Source organism: uncultured Shewanella sp., assembly GCF_947491715.1.
Taxonomy (GTDB): Bacteria; Pseudomonadota; Gammaproteobacteria; order Enterobacterales; family Shewanellaceae; genus Shewanella.
Window position 1 is genome coordinate 1 of the sequence record NZ_CANLKR010000116.1, and the last position, 479, is coordinate 479.

A 479-nucleotide genomic window follows, 5' to 3' on the forward strand; every position below is an offset into this window, starting at 1 on the left:
TGCTGCCCGCAATGTCACTTTCTAGAGCAGAGCAATTAATCATAGAAAAGGCCAGCAGTGATACGCAACAGGCAGTCACAGAAACCTTACCAGAGAGTGCTTTTGCTATAGGTGTTCAAGATAACATAGCCGTTATCGATATCACGGGAGAATACCGTTATAGCAGATTAAAAGAGGACAGTTATCATATAGCAAGTTATCTACATCATCATGGTTTGTCTCAGAAAAATACATTAATCGGTGTATTAAGTGAGAAGGGTTACAAACAAGTCATCTCAACCTTAGGGATTATGTTATCAGGGGCGGCTTACTTACCGTTACATGTTGATTGGCCTAGAGGGCGTTGTGATGATGTGTTATCAGAAGGCTTAGTCAGTACCGTGTTAGTGTCGCAAGCCGAATATAATGGCTGCATCAAAGGGCGAGAGATTGAATCAAAATATAGATGGGTAGTCATTGAGGATGTGCTCAATGGCCAA

At 41.8% G+C, this 479-nt stretch carries 1 protein-coding gene; it reads left to right on the top strand.

The window, feature by feature from the left end:
- On the top strand, window positions 1–479 hold a 479-nt coding region (locus Q0779_RS23750; RefSeq protein ID WP_298776741.1), incomplete at both ends, for an AMP-binding protein.